The sequence below is a fragment of the Novosphingobium sp. BL-S-19 genome (assembly GCF_055521675.1).
In genome coordinates, this window is record NZ_CM145497.1 from 754,768 (window position 1) to 771,138 (window position 16,371).

Below are 16,371 nucleotides of genomic sequence, written 5' to 3' on the forward strand. Positions count from 1 at the left end.
GGTGCCGTTCAGGGCTGCAGCGTCGAAGCGGTCAATTGGGCCGTTGCAGAGAGCGCCGGATCGGTGGCGGAGCGCGCAAGTTCGACCTTCACTTTGCTCGCCGAAACCGTCCAACCCGCGGCGGCAGTGTCGTAATCGGCCAGCAGGCGCGGATCGGCAGTCAGTGTGACGGTGCGCTTTTCGCCGGGCGCGAGGGTGATTTTCTCCCAGCCGATCAGCCGCTTCGCCTTGCCGGGCAAGGTGACGTAGACCTGCGGCACATCGGCCCCGGCGCGCTTGCCGGAATTGGCGACGGTGAAGCGCACCGTCAGCGTCTTGCCGCCTTTCACCGAGAGGCCGGAATAGGCGAAAGTCGTATAGGAAAGCCCGTAACCGAAGGCATAGGCGGGCTTCAGCGCCTTGCGGTCGAACCAGCGGTATCCGGCATCGGCGCCTTCCGGATAGTGGATGGTGAAGGCCGGCGAATTGGTGTTGAGGCCATACGTCAGACGGTCCTGCGCGGTCGGTGGCGGCAGGCCGGCGCCGGGCAGTGTGGGGTTGGGCAACTGGTCAAGCGCGGCCGGGAACGTCACCGGCAGGCGGCCCGATGGATTGACTTTGCCCGCAATCACGGCGGCAATCGCGTCGCCGCCGCGCTGCCCCGGGAACCACGCCGCCAGGATTGCGCCGGCCTTGTCGGCCCAGGGCATCAGCACGGCATTGCCCGTTTCCAGCACCACCACGCTGCGCGGATTGGCGGCGGTGACGGCATCGATCAGCGCATCCTGATCGCCGTCGAGCGCAAGGGTGTGCTGGTCCAGCGCCTCGGTCGCGAACTTTTCCCCGAAGACCACGGCGATGTCGGCCGCTTTGGCAGCGGCTGCCGCGGCTTGAGGATCGGCGCCGTCCACGAAAGTGACTTGCGCTTGCGGAAAAGCGGCGCGGATCGCGTCGAGCGGCGGCGTGCCTCCATAGCCCTTGCGCGCGAAGGCAGCGGCAGGGCCTTCGTTGATCGCCTCCAGCTTGCGGAAACCGCCCATCGGCGTGACCTGGCTCGATCCGCCGCCGGAAAGCACGCCCAGATCGGCATGGCCGCCGATTACCGCGATCGAGCGCGCCGATGCGGCCAGCGGCAGCAGTCCGTCGCGGTTGCGCAGCAGCACGATGCCTTCCTCCGCCGCGTGCTGGGCGACGCGGGCGTTCGCCTCCGCATCGATCGGCCCCCTGGCGGGAGGATGCGCGTCAAGGCCATGGGCATAGATCGACCGCAACACGCGGCGCGCGGCGGTATCGAGGGCGCTTGCCGGCATAGACCCATTCGCCAGCGCGGCAGTGAGTTCGGTGGAGAACCAGCGTTTGGCGTCGATCTGCTCGCCCTGTTGCTGGTCCAGCCCGGCCTGCAGCGATCCCAGCGAATGGACCGCGCCCCAGTCCGACATGACGAAGCCCTTGAAGCCCCATTCCTTGCGCAGCAATTGCGTCAGCAGGAAGGGATTTTCGCAGGCATAAGTACCGCCGACTTTGTTGTAGGCGCACATCACCGCGCCGGGCGCGCCATTCTCGATCCCGATTTCGAACGCCAGCAGGTCGCTTTCGCGCATGGCTTTCTCATCCATCTCCACCGATGCGCTGGAGCGGCCGGTCTCCTGATCGTTCAGCGCGAAATGCTTGATGGTGGAGATCATGTGGTTGGACTGGATGCCCTGGATCTGCGCCGCCACCAGCGTTCCCGCCAGCAGCGGATCCTCGCCCAGATATTCGAAATTACGCCCCCCGCGCGGATCGCGCACCAGATTGGCGCCGCCCGCCAGCATCACGTTGAAGCCCTTGGCCCGCGCTTCCGATCCGATCATGCGGCCGCCCTCGCGCACCAGCGCCGGGTTCCATGTCGCCGCCAGCGCCAGACCGGAAGGCAGCGCCGTGGCCGTATCGCCCTTGCGCATGTCCAGCAGGTTGGACACGCCAAGGCTGGCGTCCGTGGAGAGCTGGGGCGGCACGCCAAGCCGGGGCACCCCATCGACATAGCCGGCGCCCAGCGTCGCGCCGTCCGGGCGCTTGGCGGCCAGAACCATCATCAGCATGCGGCCGTGGATGAGGCTGATCTTCTCTTCCTGCGTCATCCGCGACAGCGTTTCTTCGGCCCGCCGATCGGCGTTTGTGGCAGCCTCATCCGTCTGGGCGGCGAGCGGCACCGCAAAGGCGATCGCAAGTGCGGAGCCTGCCAGCAGGCGCATGGCGATGGTGGGCATCGGTCCCTTTCTCCCAATATCCGTAACGGCGTCCGTCCGGGTTCTTCGCCATGGGTATGGGGCATCGCCGGGCCCTGTCAATAAAATGTTCGGTAGCGTTCGATTTAAGTTTGAAGAGGCGCTATGCTTGCCTGCACTCAGCCGCTGTGGAACAAGCCCGTGATGACCAGTAACTCCAAGAATTCCGCCGGATCGCGCCGTGGCCGTCCCAGCCTTGCGCGTGCATCGGCCATCGACCGGCTGGTCATCGACGTCGCGCGCGCGCGGTTTCTGGCGGACGGTTTCGACGCCGTGGCCATGGAGCAGATCGCGGCGGCGGCGGATATTTCGAAGGGCACGCTCTATGCGCGGCACCCCTCGAAGGAGGCACTGTTCATCGCCGTGATCGACGCTTCTGTGCGCGACTGGTCGGACGAGGCTTCGCGGCAGGACCATGAACTGACCGACGATATCGAGCAGCGCCTGCGCCATCACGCCCGCATGATCGCGAGGTTCCTGCAAACCCCTGAAGTGCTGGGACTACAGCGGTTGTTGCTGTCGGTACGCAGCCGGTTTCCCGAACTGGCCGCGACCATGCATGAGCGCGGCTATCGCTACATCGTCGACTTGCTGGTGCGCGATATCGAGGATGCGGGCCGGCGCGAGGGGCAGGCGCCGCGCGATGCGGAGGCGGTGGCCCGCATGCTGGTGGCCGGGCTTTCGGGTTTTCAGATCCAGGAAGACGGGCTGGCCGGAAGCGGCGAAAGCCTGCCTCTTTTCGCCGAAAGGCTGGTGGATGTGATCGTGGCCGGACGGGCCGCGTGGTGAGCGCTTGATATTCGAACGATGTCGTTCGATATATTCGATGCGAGGAATTGACCCTCGACTCGATGAGGATGACTGATGCGCAAGATTTCCATTGCTCTCGCTGCCGCAACGCTGGGCATGATCGGTTCGCCCGCCTTCGCGGCTGCACCGGCCAAGCCTGCGACTCCGGCTGCTCCTGCGACGCCCGCGCCGGCGGCTAAGGCCAAGTACACGACGACCGATACCGAGATCGGCACCCTGCTGGACGATCCGGCGGCCAAGGCCATCGTCGAGAAGCACATTCCCGGCTTCACCACCAACGATCAGGTGGAAATGGCGCGCGGCATGACGCTGAAGGTGGTGCAACAATATGCCTCGACCGACATCACCGATGCGCGGCTTGCGGCAATCGACGCCGATTTCGCCAAGCTGAAGTAGCCGATTACACCGGACGGACCCCCGCACGCTCCGGCGCGCGGGGGACCGTCCGGCTTAGTCCTGCTGCCACGGAAAGAACGGCGGCAGGGCGGATGCCGTGCCAGTGAAGTTCGGCGTGCGTTTCTCCAGAAAGGCGGCAACGCCTTCCTTCCCGTCCGCCATGCTGGTGTGGAACATCGCCAGCGATTCCACGTCATGCGCCGCGCGGGGATGGGGTGCGGCGCTGTTGCGCAGGACCATCTGACGGATCAGCGCCACGCTGACCGGCGACCGATCCCGCACCAGCGACCGCGCGAACGCGCAGGCCTCCTCAACCAGCACTTCCGGTGCGTGGATGGAGCGGACCAGCCCTTTGTCGAGCGCCTCCTGCGCGCCGAACGGTTCGGCGCGGTAGAACCATTCCAGCGCCTGCGTCATGCCGACGATGCGCGGCAGGAACCAGGTCGAGCAGGCTTCCGGCGTGATCCCCAGCCGGCCGAATACGAAGCCGATGCGGGCCTTTTCGGAGGCGAGGCGGAAGTCCATCGGCAGCGTCATCGTCGCGCCGATGCCCACGGCGGCGCCGTTGATGGCGCCGACGATCGGCTTGGTGCAGGCGAACATCGCCAGCGCCACGCGCCCGCCGGTGTCCCGCACGCCGCGCTCGATTTCCGGCGCGACAGGACGCATGGCCAGGCCGGCCAGCGTGGGGGACAGGTTTTCGTCCAGCCCGAAGACGTTTCCGCCCACCGAAAGGTCCATGCCCGCGCAGAACGCCCGGCCTTCCCCGGTGACGACGATGGCCCGCACGTCGTCGTCCCGGCTGGCGCGGGCATAGGCATCCACCAGTTCGTCGGCCATGGTGACGGTAAAGGCATTCAACGCCTCTGGCCGGTTCAGCGTCAGGCGCAGCAGGCCCTGGTCATGTTCGTATCGGATGGTGGAGTAACCGGCCATTCCTGATCCTCTTTCCCGATTCGCATCACTGCCGCCTACCGGTCAGTTTGATGTTGATTTGCGTAATTCAAAGTTCAATATAAAGCGCAATAAAGCAAATCAGACGATAAATTTCGGAGAGACGCGAATGCCCATCAGCCTGGAAGAGATCGCCGCGCGCCTTGCCGTGCTGGAGGATAAGGAGGCGATCCGTGCGCTCAAGGCCCGTTACCTGCGCGCCTGCGATCTCAAGGAGCCGGACGTGGTGCGAGACTGCTTCCTGCCAACCGGCGCGCGCATCGCTTACGAAGGATTCCCCGAATTTGCGGACCGCGATGCCTTCGTAGAGGTGTTCAGCCAGATGGCGTGCCAGCCCGGCGTGCATGACATTCACCACGCCACCAACTGGGAAATCGACCTTGTCGGGCCGGATGAGGCGCGCGGGCTCTGGTCGCTCAATTTCCGCACCATCCTGATGAGCGCCCAGCGCATCACCCGCCTCGCCGTGGAATATGACGATGTCTACCGCCGCCATCAGGGCCGCTGGTTCATTGCTGAAACGGTAAGCCGGGTGACGTCGATGATTACCGAGGAAATCGCCGAAGACGGTGCGCTGCGCGTCATCGCCTGCGGCGAAGTGCCAGTGGCTGCCTGAGCGGCTGCCTGAAAGAGATCTGAGAGAGGATATGGGAATGATCGATTACGGATTGGCCGGCAAGGTCGCGCTGGTCACCGGCGCAAGCGGCGGCATCGGCCGCGCCGCCGCGCTGGCCTTCGCCCGCTCCGGCGCCGGCGTGCTGGTCAGCGACGTCAACGAGGAAGGCGGCCGCGAAACCGTGTCGTTGATCGAGAAGGCCGGCGGCAAGGCCGTCTGGCAACGCTGCGACGTGAGCAAGGGGGATGAGGTGAAGTCGATGGTCGCCGCCGCAGTCTCCGCATTCGGCAGGCTCGACTATGCGTTCAATAATGCCGGGATCAACTCCATCGCTGCCAACGAATATGAGGATGAGGTCTGGGCGCGCAGCGTGGGCATCAACCTGACCGGCGTGATGCTGTGCATGCGCGAGGAAGCGGAAGTGATGCTGGCGCAAGGCGGCGGCGCCATCGTCAATACCGCCTCGATCAACGGCCTGGTCGGCAATCCCAGCCAGCCCGGCTACACTGCCACCAAGCACGGCGTCATCGGCCTTACCCGCCACGGCGCGCTGCGCTGGGCCAAGGCCGGCATTCGCGTCAATGCGGTGTGCCCCGGCGTGATCGAAACGCCGATGACCGCCCCGCTGGTCGCCGATCCGCAGATGAAGCAAGTGATCGAGGGGATGACCCCGATGGGCCGCATGGGCAAGGCTGAGGAGATTGCCGAGGCGGTCGTCTGGCTCTGCAGCGACGCGTCGGCTTTCGTCACCGGCCATCCCATGGTGATCGATGGCGGGGCGACCGCCATCTGATCGATAGGACGCTCGCCTGAACAGTCAGGCGAGCGCTTCGCGCAATCCCTTCCCGGCGCGCTCCATCCATGGCAGCGCGCCGGGCACCGCCTGGAACATCGACAGGAAGCCGTGGATCATCCCCGGCGCGACTGCGCTGTCGACTTTCACGCCCGCTTCGCCCAGCCGAGCGGCATAGGCCATGCCTTCATCGCGCAGCGGATCGTGCTCTGCCGTGATCACCGTGGCCGAAGGCAGCCCGGCAAGATCGGGCGTGCCCAGCACGCTGGCGAGTGGAACATGCCCGGTCGTGCCGCTGCCCAGATAGTGCTGCCAGAACCAGCGCATGGCATCGGTGGAGAGGAAATAGCTGCCGTCGCCATTCTCCGCGTAGGAGGCGTGGCCGAAGCTGTTGCAGGTCACCGGATAGGCCAGCGCCTGATGGCGCAGCGCCGGGCCGCCCTCGTCACGCGCGCGGATCGCGACTGCTGCGGCAAGATTGCCTCCGGCGCTGTCGCCCGCCACGGCCAGCCGCGTGGCATCGATACCCAACGTTTCGCCATGGGCCGCTGCCCAGACCAGCGCGTCGTAGCAATCGTCAAGCGGGGTGGGGAACGGATGCTCGGGCGCGAGGCGATAGCCCACCGAGAGCACTGCCGCGCCGCTTTCGCGCGCCAGTTGGCGGCAAGTGGCGTCATGCGTGTCCAGCGTGCCGATCACCCAGCCGCCGCCATGGTAGAAGACCACCAGCGGCGAGGTTTCATCTCCGGCTTCGCCCGCACTTTCGGGCAGGTAGAGCCGCGCCGGAATGTCGCGGCCGGGCAGGGGCAGGACCAGATCCTCCACCCGCGCCACTTCGGGCGGCGGGGCGAAGGCCATCGGCTGGTCGCTGGTCGCCCGCAGCGCTTCGGGCGTGATCGTGGCGTAATCGACTTTCGGGGCGGCGGAGAACATGTCCAGCAGCGCCTTGATATGGGGATCGAGCATCCTCAATGCGTTCCTCTCCTTGACCGGCGGGCGCGTTCGCCTCGCCGGTGCTTATCGTCAGTCTGGTCTGCGGGCGGTCTGCGTCAATAGACCGCCGCCGGGTTCTTCGGGCGCGGGCTGCCGAGCATCTCGCGGTGCGAGGGACGCTCCCGTCCGCGATCGGTAACGCCCAAGGTGCGGGCCACTTCGGCGGTGATCAGCGTCTGCCCGGAAAGCTCCTCGCGATCCGGTGCGTTCTGGATCGCTTCCAGCACATGCGCGGAAAATTCCGGGTTCTCCGCCATTTCCGCGAAAGCCTCATACTGTTCGGGATTGGTGCGGCGGGCGATCTCCGCCCGTTCGGTGACTTGCGGGCCGAGCCAGAGCGAGACGGCGATCACGCCGGTGCCCCGCAAGTCGTGCTCCATGTCGTGCGCCAGCTTGTCCAGGCCGGCTTTCTGCGCGCCATAGGCCGGGCCGTGCATGTAGCAGGAGGCGCCGAACGAAGAGGTCATGGCGATGCAGCCCGATCCCTGCGGCACCATCATCCGCGCCGCATGCCAGCTGGCGACATAGGCGGAGCGCAGACCGACATCGAGGATCTTCTGCGCGTCCAGCTCCTTCTCCCAGAACGGCATCTTGGCGATCAGCTGGTGATGCATATAGGCGGCATTGTTGACGAGCACGTCCAGCCGACCGGATTCCTGCCGGATCCGATCGAACAGCGCGGCGACTTGCGCATCGTCGGCATGGTCGCAGACCACCGGGATGCCGGTGCCGCCCAGTTCGTTCACGCGGGCGGCGGTTTCCGCCACCGTGCCCGGCAGCACCGATCCGTCCCACCCCTTGGCATCGCCCGGCACGGTCGTGCGGCCGGTGACGTAGACGGTGTAGCCCATTTCGCCGAAGCCGCGCGCAATGCCCGCGCCGGCGCCCCGGCTTGCGCCGGTGACGAGCGCGACCTTTCCGTTTCCTTGCGCCATTTTTCTCTCCCGTTGGTTCTATTGGTACGTCAGTCCGCGAACTGGAATTGGCTGGTCGGGATCACGTCGATCCGCGAAAAGTCGATGAAGCGCGTGCAACTGTCCATCATGATGCGGGCGTTCTCTTCGAACTTGGCGGGATCGCCGGCCGCGTCGAAGAACACTTCCGGTGCGGACATCGCCTCGGCCGGGAAGCATTCCTCCACGAAGGCATCGTATGCCGGCGCATCTGCCGTGAGCGGGCGCACCACGATGTTCTGCACGTATTCGAAGTTCGATTGCGTCTCGATGGCGACGCGGGTGTGTTCGCCCACCCAGTGCGCGAGCGCGGCATCGCGGCTCATGTCGCGGCGGAAGGCCAGGAAGGTGGACTGGCTCCAGCCCCAGGTCCGCGCATCGGGCCGTGGCGGATGCGCGTCGTTGGCGATGATGGTCGATTCGCAAACCAGCCATGCGGCAAAACGGTCCGAGTACTCCGCCAGCACGGCGTCTACCGCGCCGCGAAACCGGCTGTTGGCCGAATCCAGCCAGAACTGGACGATCGCATCCTGCTGCGGGGCCTGCCAGCGCTGGACCATCTGGTCGGCCGGCGAGACCGCTGCATCGCGCAAGTTCAGGCGCACGCGCCGCGCACCGGCCGCCTGCAGAGCGGCGGGCAAACCGGCCAGCAGCCGGTCCGCGTAGGCGGCTCGATTTTCGTCCTGGGGCGCCCAAAGGGCAGCGACGATCTTCTCCACTGTCTGCCGTCCCTCAGTCGAAATTGGCCTGCCCGCCGTCGAGCGGGATGGTGGCGCCGGTCAGATAGCCAAGGTCGGTGCCGCAAAGGGCCACCAACGCGCGGCCGATGTCTTCCTCCAGCCGGCCAATCCGGCCGAGCGGGATGGTGCGGAAGAACGCTTCGGCCTCGGCCGGATTGTGCTCGATCCAGCCCTTGAGGCCGGGCGATTCCCCATGCGGCGCGATGGTCAGCACGCGCACGCCGGCGCGGCCCCATTCGGCGGCAGCGGCGCGGGTCAGCGCGCGCGTGGCCTGCTTCACGGCGGCATAGGCGCCGTATCCGGTCATGTCCCAGCGGATCCCGGCCGAGGAGGCGAAGTTGAAGATCGTGCCGCCGCCGCGCGCCGCCATCACCGGATGCACGCGCTTCATCAGCCGGAAGGTGGCCAGCGGCCCGGATTCGAACCCGGCAATGAAAGCCTCGTCCGTCACGTTGTCCAGCTTTCCCAGCGGCACCTGCTGCGCGTTGTTGACCAGCACGTCGATCCCGCCGAACGCGGCGCAAGTGGCCTCTACCGCCGCGTCGATCTGCTCTGCATTGCAGACGTCGCAGGCCAGCGCCTGCGCCTCTCCGCCCTCCGCGACGATTGCCTGCGCCGCCTGCGCCACCTTGTCATAAGTGCGGCCTGCCAGCATGACTCGTGCCCCGGCCTGAGCCATCGCCCGCGCCACGCCAAGGCCGATCCCCTGTCCCGCGCCGGTAATCAGCGCCACTTTGCCGTCCATCTCCACCATTATGCTCTTTTACCCGAATGACTCGTAAAAAATGACGCATCATTTTACGCATGGAGTTGACAGGAGTGCAATATCAATCGCAACATGCGTCACAAGATCCTATAAAGAGGCCGGGCTACCGGCCGGGTGAGAGGCATGACCGGGAATTCGAGCGCGCAATGGGACAAGGTTGTCGATGTCGTCGTCGTCGGATCCGGGGCCGGGGGGATGCTGTCCGCGCTGGTCGCGGCGCATAACCGGGCCGATGTGCTGATCGTCGAAAAGGATCCGCTGTGGGGCGGCACTTCCGCCACATCGGGCGGCGGCATCTGGATTCCGGGCAGCGACCAGGCGCGCGAAGCCGGGTTTGTGGACGATCTGGACGATGCCTTCCGCTATGTGCGCGGGCTTTCGGCAGACAATGTGCCCGATGCCAACATCCGTGCCTACGTGGACAATGCCGCGCCCATGCTGCGCTGGGTCACCGCCAATACGCGCGTGCGCTATCAGGCGCAGCCCTATCCCGACTATCATGCGGAAAATCCGGGCGGTTCGCCCACCGGATTCCGCACCCATCTGCCATTGGAGTTCGACGGCAAGCTGCTGGGCGCCGCGATCCGCACGCAGCGCTTTCCTTCCCCGGCGGCCAGCCTGTTCGGCTATCTCCAGTGGACCTTCGCCGAGACCTACGAGCTGCTCTACCGGACCAAGGGCTGGTTCACGCACCTTGTCGCCAACATGGGCAAGTACTGGCTGGACCTGCCGTTCCGCTTCACCTCGCGCAAGGATCGCCGCCTGACTCTGGGCACGGCGCTGACCGGAGCGTTGCGGCTGGCGCTGGACGAGGCGGGCGTGCCGGTCTGGCTGGCGAGCCCGATGCGGGAGATCGTGCGCGAGGGTGAGCACGGGGACGGCCGCGTCACCGGCATCGTGGTGGAGCGCGAGGGCAAGCCCCTGCGGATCGGCGTGCGCAAGGGCGTGGTGCTGGCGGCGGGCGGGTTCGACAAGAACCAGCAGATGCGCGATGCCAATGCGCCGCTTTATCCGCAGGCGAAACTGTCCGGCGGCGTCACCAGCAATACCGGCGATTCCATCCGCGCGGGCGCGGCGATCGGGGCGGGCACGATGAACCTGCAATCGGCCTGGGCCGCGCCGGTCTTCTACGTTCCGGGTGAGGATCGCGGCAGGCTCTGCACGATCGAGCGGGCACTGCCGGGCTGCATCATGGTGAACCAGAAGGGCGAGCGCTATCTGAACGAGGCGGCGTCCTACCACGTGACCGGGCAGGAGATGGCGCGCCGCCAGCGCGACCATCGCGATGCCAGCCCCAGCTGGATGATCTTCGACAATCGCTACCGCCACCAGTTCCCGATGGGCCCGCTGCTGCCGCTGGTGCCCGACTGGCTGCAATCGCGCGGCGTGCGCCAGATCCTGCGCAAGGGGCAGAGCGTGGAGGACCTGGCGGCAAAGATCGGCATGGATCCGGCCGCGCTGGCCAGCACGGTGGCGGAGTTCAATCTCCATGCGGCGGAAGGTCGCGATCCCGCCTTCCATCGCGGGGAGGCGGCCTATGACAAGATGTACGGCGATTACCGCCACGGCCCGAACCCCTGCCTGCGTCCGCTGACCGAGGGACCGTTCTATGCCCTGCCGATCTATCCGGGCGACATCGGCACCAACGGCGGCCTGCGCACCAATGCGCGCGCGCAAGTGGTGGACGACAGCGGCGCGGCGATCCCTGGCCTCTACGCTGTGGGCAACAATGCCGCATCGGCCATGGGGGAGAGCTATCCGGGTGCCGGCGTCACCATCGGCCCGGCCATGACCTTCGGCTACATCGCTGCACGGGACCTGACCGGCGCGAACAGCTGATCGCGCCGATCTTTCCCGCTACCCTTACGACAGGTAGCGTGCGCGGTATCCGGCGAAGGCGTCGCGCACCGTTGCCATGTCTACCCCGAAGCGCTCCGGCGCGTAGTCGTGCGTTGGGCGTTGTTCGCGGCTGTTCCCGGCCATGAATTCGGCCAGCGCGGCTTCGTTCGGCGCCACGCCCATGCGCGCCAGCACCCGCTCCGCCTGCCCGATGGGATCGCGCGCCACGGCGCGGTAATCAATATCGACAAACCGATGCTCGCCGATGCGGGCGCGGGCCTGTTCGAACAGGGCCATCCATTCGGCCAGCCGGGCGGACCAGAACTGGCCGACCTCCCGGTCCTCCACCGTCGCCGCCAGCTTGTAGAGCGCGGCTTCCATGCTGACGTAGGAGGGCACGACTTCGGCCGGATCGCGGTGGGTCATGATCAGCAGGGCCTCCGGAAAGGCGCGCGCGGCCAGTTCGGCGTAAGGCAGGTTGGAGGGGCTTTTGAGGATCCACTTCGCCCCGCGCCGGGCCGGATCCTGCCATTGCAGGTACTTGAGGATGGTCTTCAGATCCTCATGCCCGCGTGACTGGTCGTACCCGTCCAGCCAGCGCGCGAAGGAGGGGACGAAGCTCATGCCCTCGATCATCGTCGAAACGAACATCTGGCCAAGGATCAGGATTTCCTCGTCCGGCGCCTCGGGATCGAGGGGGTGGATCGATACGAGTTCGGGCGATAGCTGCAGCCAGCCGTCGATCATGGCCTGCGCGTAGGCGCGCCGTTCGCGGGGATCGCCGGGCGTCTCATCCGGGAAAGGCGCGAAGTTCTGTGCTTCGTACCAGCGGATCGCGGTCATGCCCGGCGCGGCGGCCAGCAGGCGGTGGAAGATCGTGCTGCCGGTGCGCGGCAGACCCAGAATCACGCCGGCGACTTCGACCCGTTCTTCAAGGATTTTGGGCGCGCGGCGAATATGTTCGATCATCCGCAGCCGGCTGGTCAGCCCCTTCACCACGACTTCCCGCTGGGCGGCATAGCCGGCAGGCGTCAGCCGGGCTTCGCGGTGGACCGCCTCTACAAAGCGTTCCATCGGTTCCAGGAACCAGGTGTCTCCGAAATCGTTCAGCCCGGCGCGCTGCCTTGCAGCGTCCAGCAGAGCGTCGCACGTGAACGACGCCGCTTCGTCCGTGGGGGCGATCGTGGCCATAGGGGCAATTCCTCTCCTTCATGCCGTGCCGTCTTCGGCCTTGGCGTTATTTCTGCGTCACTCGCGACCAGGGGGAGGGCCAATATCGTCCGGCCCCCAATAGCCGCGCAGGTGGGTGATCCGGTTCTGCGCATCGAAGCTGCAGACATCGATCGAGCGAATGCGCAGGCGCGGGCTGCCCGGCGGGGTGAATTCCACATCGAAGGCTAGCGCCGCCTCCCGGCCATGCGATCCGCGCACGGGGCCGAGCGGATGGATGCGCGTTGCGAACGCCACCGTATCGGCAAACCACGCCCGGATTGCTGCACCCGTCTTCGGTTCGGCTCCCACCGGATCCTCGATCACCGCGTCCGGCGCGAAGAGCGCGAGAATGCCCTCAACGTCGCCCGCGTTGATGCGATCGACATAGGCATCTAGCGCCGCCTTCATCGCCGGCCGATTCGGCAATCCACCTGTCGAATTTGATTCGATCATGGATTTGCGTAATACATGAGGCGATAACATCTGAAAATCGAAAACAATGTGCCGGCATGGCGAAAGGATCAGGAGACGATGCCCGATTGGCAGGAGCAATGTGATCGCATGGCGATCATCGATCTGGTCGCGCGCTATTGCCGGGGGTGCGACCGGCGCGATTTCGCGCTGGTCCGCTCGCTCTATCATGACGATGCGGTGGACGATCACGGGTCGATGTTCCGCGGCGGGCCCGATGCTTTCGTCGCATGGTTGCCGCAGGCGATGGCGCCGTGGGAACTGACCATCCACGCGATCGCCAACAGCGTGGTGGTGATCGACGGCGACCGGGCGGAGGGCGAGCACCTCGTGCGGGCATGGCACCGCACGCATCCGCCTGAGCGGACCGAATATATCGTCCACGGCCGCTATCTCGACCGGTACGAGCGGCGGGACGGCGCATGGAAATTCCTCCACCGCCAACTCGTCTTCGATCACGGAGAGGTGCGCGCGGTGGACGAAGACGCGATGGCGAAACTGGGCGCGGAGGCCAGCCATGGCCGCGCCGACGGGGAGGACCCTTCGTGGGCGTTCAGCCTGCTGGCGGGCCTGTCACGCTCTCCCTGAGCGCGTCGGTCAGGAATGCGATCAAGGCGCTCAATCCCGCGCTGGGCGGCGCCTTGGCGCGATGGAGCAGCCATAGCGGGCAGTCGTGGCGCGGATCGGGCGGGGCCAGGCGTTCCAGATCGGGCTCGGCATCGGCCGCGAAGCACCACAGCGTCGCGCTGCCAAGCCCGGCCAGCACGGCCTGCTTCATCTGCGGCCAGGCGTTAAAGGTGGTCAGCCCGGCCTTTTCCGCCGCCTCGCCGGCCGGATTGCTGGCCGTCCACTGGCTGCCGGGCAGGGCGGCGTCGAGTTCGAAACCCCAACCCAGTTGCGCAGGCTGTGCCGCCCCGTCCCGCCGGGCGTAAGGGGCCTGCGCCAGCGTCGCCAGTTCCACGCCCCAGAGCCGCAGCGGCGGCTTGCGCACAAGCGCGATGGCCAGATCGGCGCGGCGGTAGGTCACCGCGTCGATCGGATCGAGTTCGCCCAGCAGTTCGATGGACACTTCCGGATGGCGGCGGCGGAATTCGGCGAATTCGGGCAGGAACTCGCTGACGATGCCCCCGCTGCCCGCCACGCGCACCGGGCCTTGGGCCAGATTGGGCAGCGCCAGATCGCTGCGCATCCGGGCGACTTCGCGCTCCATCACTTCGGCGGCGGCCAGCAGCCGCTTGCCCGCCCGGTTGGGCGCGGGGCCCAGCGGCCCTTCCTCGAACAGCGCGACGCCCAGCGCCGCTTCCAGCGCGTCCACCCGGCGGCCGACCGTCGTGCGGTTGATGCCCAGTTGGCGCCCTGCGGCGGTGTACGAACCGGCGCGCACGGCAGCCAGAAAGACCTGAAGATCGCTCCATTCCATAATGCGTGCATATTTGCACAACCTATGTGCAGGTCAATTCTCTTCGCAAATCGCCAATCGAACGGCTAAATGGACAAGGAATGCGCCGCCGTGAGCAGGCGCAGCATAAGGAGTCGATGCAAATGGCCACTACCAGCGACTATGGCCTTGGGCCTCACGCATTTCCGCGTGGCTGGTTCATGATCGGTGCGGCGGAGGAGGCGACGCGCACACCCGCCGCGATCCGCTATTTCGGCAAGGATCTGGTGCTTTATCGCGGCGAATCGGGCACGGCCTATGTCGTCGATGCCTATTGCCCGCACATGGGCGCGCATCTGGCGAAGAACAGCACGTCCTACATCGTGCGCGACGCCGAACACGTCGAAGGCGAATCGATCCGCTGCCCGTTCCACGGCTGGCGCTATGGCCCGGACGGCGCGTGCAATCACATCCCCTATTCGGACTTCGTGCCCAAGGCGGCGAAGCTGGGCACCTACAAGGTGGTCGAACGCGCCGGCATCCTGTGGATGTGGCACGACGAGGAAGGGCTGGAGCCCGACTACGACCTGCCCCAATTCGGCGGCCATTACGGCGAGCCGGGCTGGGTGGAATGGAAGATTGACTTCATGGGCGATCTGAACGTCCACGGTGTCGAGATCGTCGACAACATGGCGGATTACGGCCACTTCGTGCCGATCCACGGGGCCAAGGATTTCCAGTACTTCGCCAATGAGTTCCAGAACCACGTCGTCCACCAGTACTACAGCGCCGGGCACCGCACCTTGACCGCTTCCGCCGAGGATCAGCTGGTGCTGGATACCTGGTATGAAGGGCCGGGCTTCCTCCAGTCCGAAATGGCGGGCGCGTTCGACAGCTTCATCATGATCGCCAACACACCGATCGAGGACGGCCGTTCGCGCGCATGGCACGGGCTGATGGTGAAAGTGCACGACGGTTCGCGTGAGATTACCGACGAGGATCGCGCCAATGCCGCGATGTATCAGGAAGGCAGCCGCCTTGCCTTCGCGCAGGACGTGGAGATCTGGGCGAACAAGCGCGCCTGCCTCAATCCGATGGCCGTGCCGGCGGACGGGCCCTACGGCAAAGTGCGCAGCTGGTATCGCCAGTTCTTCAATCCCCGCGCCAAGGCTCCGGAAATCCAGGGCCGCGTGAACGGTCTGGTGGTGACGCTGGACAAGCGACCCGGCAGCGTGGCTGCCTGATCGGGGCGGCCTGTTTCGGCAGGCCGCTGCTTTACTTTACAACATCGAAGGGAGGGAACCCGTGGCGACATTTCCAGCGGGGTGTACGCTGCTGTTCGGCGGCAGCGGCGGAATTGGGCAAGGCGTGGGGCGGTGCTTCGCGGATGCGGGCAGCGACGTGGCGGTGGTCTATCGCAGCAAGCCCGATACGGCGAAAGCGGTCGCCGCTTATGCCGCGGCGCAGGCCCGCAAGGCGAGTGTCCATGCGGCCGACGTGACCGACGCGGCGCAAGTGCAGGATGCCATCGCCAGTGCCATTGCCGAACATGGCCGCATCCACACGGTGGTCTGGGGTGCCGGGCCGCTCGTCAACCAGCGCTATCTGGCCGAAACGCCGATGACGGAATGGCGCCATGCCTTCGATGTCGAAGTGCACGGCTTCTTCGCCGCCGCGCAGGCGGTGATCCCGCATATGCGCGAGCAGGGCGGTGGCAGCTTCGTGACGCTGGGGTCTGCCGGGCACGACTGGTGGCCGGCGCGCGATGGCATGTCGGTGGCGGTCAAGGCCGCGAACGAGCAACTGGTCAAGGGCATCGCCAAGGAAGAAGGGCGCTTCGGCATCCGCGCCAATTCGGTGCTGGTGGGCGTGATCGACGCCGGGCAGCTCCATGAATTGACCCAGCAGGGCCAGTTCGATCAGGCTTGGGTGGAAGAAACGCACAAGCTGCTCTGCCTGAAGCGTTGGGGCACGGCGGAAGAGATCGGCCATGCCTGCGTCTATTTCGCGAGCAACGAGGGTGGATATACCACCGGCCAGTCGATCTCGGTCTCGGGGGGATTCGGAGTCTGACTTCTTCCTGAGCAGCAGGTTTCGATCGTCGGGAGCCGGGGGCGTGCGGAATGGCACGCCTCCGGCTCTTTGCGTATGCGCGCCCTACAGGTGCGAGAGAGCGCGGAATTTCGCCGCTTTCGCAGCGATAT

17 protein-coding genes are annotated in these 16,371 nt (G+C 66.2%); 8 read left to right on the forward strand and 9 right to left on the reverse strand.

Annotated features, from left to right (window positions below; all coding sequences use genetic code 11):
* Positions 1-8: 8 nt before the first annotated feature.
* A complete protein-coding gene (locus ACZ1JV_RS03345; protein ID WP_465149569.1) occupies positions 9-2,228 on the reverse strand; it encodes a glycoside hydrolase family 3 C-terminal domain-containing protein in 2,220 nt (739 codons plus the stop codon).
* Between the two features lie 123 nt (positions 2,229-2,351).
* Between ACZ1JV_RS03345 and ACZ1JV_RS03350 the strand changes: the two genes are divergently transcribed.
* Both ACZ1JV_RS03350 and ACZ1JV_RS03355 read left to right on the forward strand, forming a co-directional pair.
* The gene (locus tag ACZ1JV_RS03350; protein WP_465149570.1) at positions 2,352-3,035 is read left to right on the forward strand and encodes a TetR/AcrR family transcriptional regulator; all 684 of its coding nucleotides are present in this window, start codon (positions 2,352-2,354) and stop codon (positions 3,033-3,035) included.
* Positions 3,036-3,110: 75 nt separating this feature from the next.
* Positions 3,111-3,452: a hypothetical protein gene (locus ACZ1JV_RS03355; protein ID WP_465149571.1), complete on the forward strand. Its 342-nt coding sequence runs from the start codon at positions 3,111-3,113 to the stop codon at positions 3,450-3,452.
* Between the two features lie 54 nt (positions 3,453-3,506).
* Here ACZ1JV_RS03355 and ACZ1JV_RS03360 read toward each other — a convergent pair whose 3' ends face one another.
* Entirely contained in the window at positions 3,507-4,388 is an 882-nt protein-coding gene (locus ACZ1JV_RS03360) for a crotonase/enoyl-CoA hydratase family protein (protein ID WP_465149572.1), read from the reverse strand.
* A 127-nt stretch (positions 4,389-4,515) separates the two neighbouring features.
* On the opposite strand from ACZ1JV_RS03360, the gene ACZ1JV_RS03365 reads away from it, so the two are divergent.
* Entirely contained in the window at positions 4,516-5,022 is a 507-nt protein-coding gene (locus ACZ1JV_RS03365; RefSeq protein WP_465149573.1) for a nuclear transport factor 2 family protein, read from the forward strand.
* A 37-nt stretch (positions 5,023-5,059) separates the two neighbouring features.
* Complete coding sequence (locus ACZ1JV_RS03370) at positions 5,060-5,815, forward strand: glucose 1-dehydrogenase (protein ID WP_465149574.1); 756 nt, start codon at positions 5,060-5,062, stop codon at positions 5,813-5,815.
* A 24-nt stretch (positions 5,816-5,839) separates the two neighbouring features.
* Here the strand turns inward: ACZ1JV_RS03370 and estDL136 are convergent, their stop codons facing one another.
* The 4 genes from estDL136 to ACZ1JV_RS03390 form a co-directional block, all read right to left on the reverse strand.
* Complete coding sequence (estDL136, locus tag ACZ1JV_RS03375; RefSeq protein ID WP_465149575.1) at positions 5,840-6,781, reverse strand: chloramphenicol hydrolase; 942 nt, start codon at positions 6,779-6,781, stop codon at positions 5,840-5,842.
* Between the two features lie 83 nt (positions 6,782-6,864).
* Complete coding sequence (locus ACZ1JV_RS03380) at positions 6,865-7,743, reverse strand: SDR family NAD(P)-dependent oxidoreductase (protein WP_465149576.1); 879 nt, start codon at positions 7,741-7,743, stop codon at positions 6,865-6,867.
* A gap of 29 nt (positions 7,744-7,772) precedes the next feature.
* On the reverse strand, positions 7,773-8,480 hold the full coding sequence (locus tag ACZ1JV_RS03385) for an EthD domain-containing protein (protein WP_465149577.1): 708 nt from the start codon (positions 8,478-8,480) through the stop codon (positions 7,773-7,775).
* Between the two features lie 13 nt (positions 8,481-8,493).
* Complete coding sequence (locus ACZ1JV_RS03390; protein WP_465149578.1) at positions 8,494-9,255, reverse strand: SDR family NAD(P)-dependent oxidoreductase; 762 nt, start codon at positions 9,253-9,255, stop codon at positions 8,494-8,496.
* Between the two features lie 135 nt (positions 9,256-9,390).
* Here ACZ1JV_RS03390 and ACZ1JV_RS03395 point away from each other — a divergent pair, with 135 nt between their 5' ends.
* Positions 9,391-11,106 (forward strand): FAD-dependent oxidoreductase, encoded by a 1,716-nt coding sequence (locus tag ACZ1JV_RS03395; RefSeq protein WP_465149579.1) that lies wholly within the window; start codon positions 9,391-9,393, stop codon positions 11,104-11,106.
* A 24-nt stretch (positions 11,107-11,130) separates the two neighbouring features.
* Here the strand turns inward: ACZ1JV_RS03395 and ACZ1JV_RS03400 are convergent, their stop codons facing one another.
* Together ACZ1JV_RS03400 and ACZ1JV_RS03405 are read right to left on the reverse strand one after the other, a co-directional pair.
* Positions 11,131-12,297 carry a sulfotransferase family protein gene (locus ACZ1JV_RS03400; protein ID WP_465149580.1) on the reverse strand — a complete coding sequence of 389 codons (1,167 nt, stop codon included), beginning with the start codon at positions 12,295-12,297 and terminating at the stop codon, positions 11,131-11,133.
* Between the two features lie 57 nt (positions 12,298-12,354).
* Positions 12,355-12,726 carry a steroid Delta-isomerase gene (locus ACZ1JV_RS03405; RefSeq protein WP_465149581.1) on the reverse strand — a complete coding sequence of 124 codons (372 nt, stop codon included), beginning with the start codon at positions 12,724-12,726 and terminating at the stop codon, positions 12,355-12,357.
* Positions 12,727-12,849: 123 nt separating this feature from the next.
* Between ACZ1JV_RS03405 and ACZ1JV_RS03410 the strand changes: the two genes are divergently transcribed.
* Positions 12,850-13,377, forward strand: coding sequence for a nuclear transport factor 2 family protein (locus ACZ1JV_RS03410; RefSeq protein WP_465149582.1), 528 nt, complete (start codon positions 12,850-12,852; stop codon positions 13,375-13,377).
* Here the strand turns inward: ACZ1JV_RS03410 and ACZ1JV_RS03415 are convergent.
* A complete protein-coding gene (locus ACZ1JV_RS03415) occupies positions 13,343-14,209 on the reverse strand; it encodes a LysR family transcriptional regulator (protein ID WP_465149583.1) in 867 nt (288 codons plus the stop codon). The two genes, ACZ1JV_RS03410 and ACZ1JV_RS03415, sit on opposite strands and share 35 nt — an antisense overlap.
* 122 nt (positions 14,210-14,331) lie before the next feature.
* On the opposite strand from ACZ1JV_RS03415, the gene ACZ1JV_RS03420 reads away from it, so the two are divergent.
* Positions 14,332-15,411: a Rieske 2Fe-2S domain-containing protein gene (locus ACZ1JV_RS03420; protein WP_465149584.1), complete on the forward strand. Its 1,080-nt coding sequence runs from the start codon at positions 14,332-14,334 to the stop codon at positions 15,409-15,411.
* A 61-nt stretch (positions 15,412-15,472) separates the two neighbouring features.
* Positions 15,473-16,240 (forward strand): SDR family NAD(P)-dependent oxidoreductase, encoded by a 768-nt coding sequence (locus tag ACZ1JV_RS03425; RefSeq protein WP_465149585.1) that lies wholly within the window; start codon positions 15,473-15,475, stop codon positions 16,238-16,240.
* Positions 16,241-16,371: the final 131 nt, after the last annotated feature.